The 244-nt window shown below is 64.8% G+C and carries 1 pseudogene; it reads left to right on the top strand.

Features of this window, described 5'->3' with window-relative positions:
- Positions 1-31 precede the first annotated feature (31 nt).
- Positions 32-244: pseudogene (locus KUA11_RS17955) on the top strand (hypothetical protein); the annotation flags it as partial.

Genomic DNA, 244 nt, shown 5'->3' with positions numbered 1-244 from the left:
CCATCCCAGATCCTGGAACAGCCGCCAGGGCGTGAAGCGCACATGGCGCGACACCCACAGATCGTGGTTGAGGGCATCGACGATCTGCCCGGTCAGCCAGAGCAGGATATCGGCGTCCCGGATCGTCTATGCCGTGGAAGACCTCTGCGCCTGGGCCGATCTGAACGTCCGGTTGTCCACCGGGGATGGTGGGGGTATCCCGATGCCGTCCGATCCCCGCGCCTATATCATCCGCTTGCAGGCC

This window comes from Acetobacter estunensis, from assembly GCF_019083805.1.
Taxonomy (GTDB): Bacteria; Pseudomonadota; Alphaproteobacteria; order Acetobacterales; family Acetobacteraceae; genus Acetobacter; species Acetobacter estunensis_A.
This window is presented reverse-complemented; position numbering and strand designations above follow the sequence as displayed.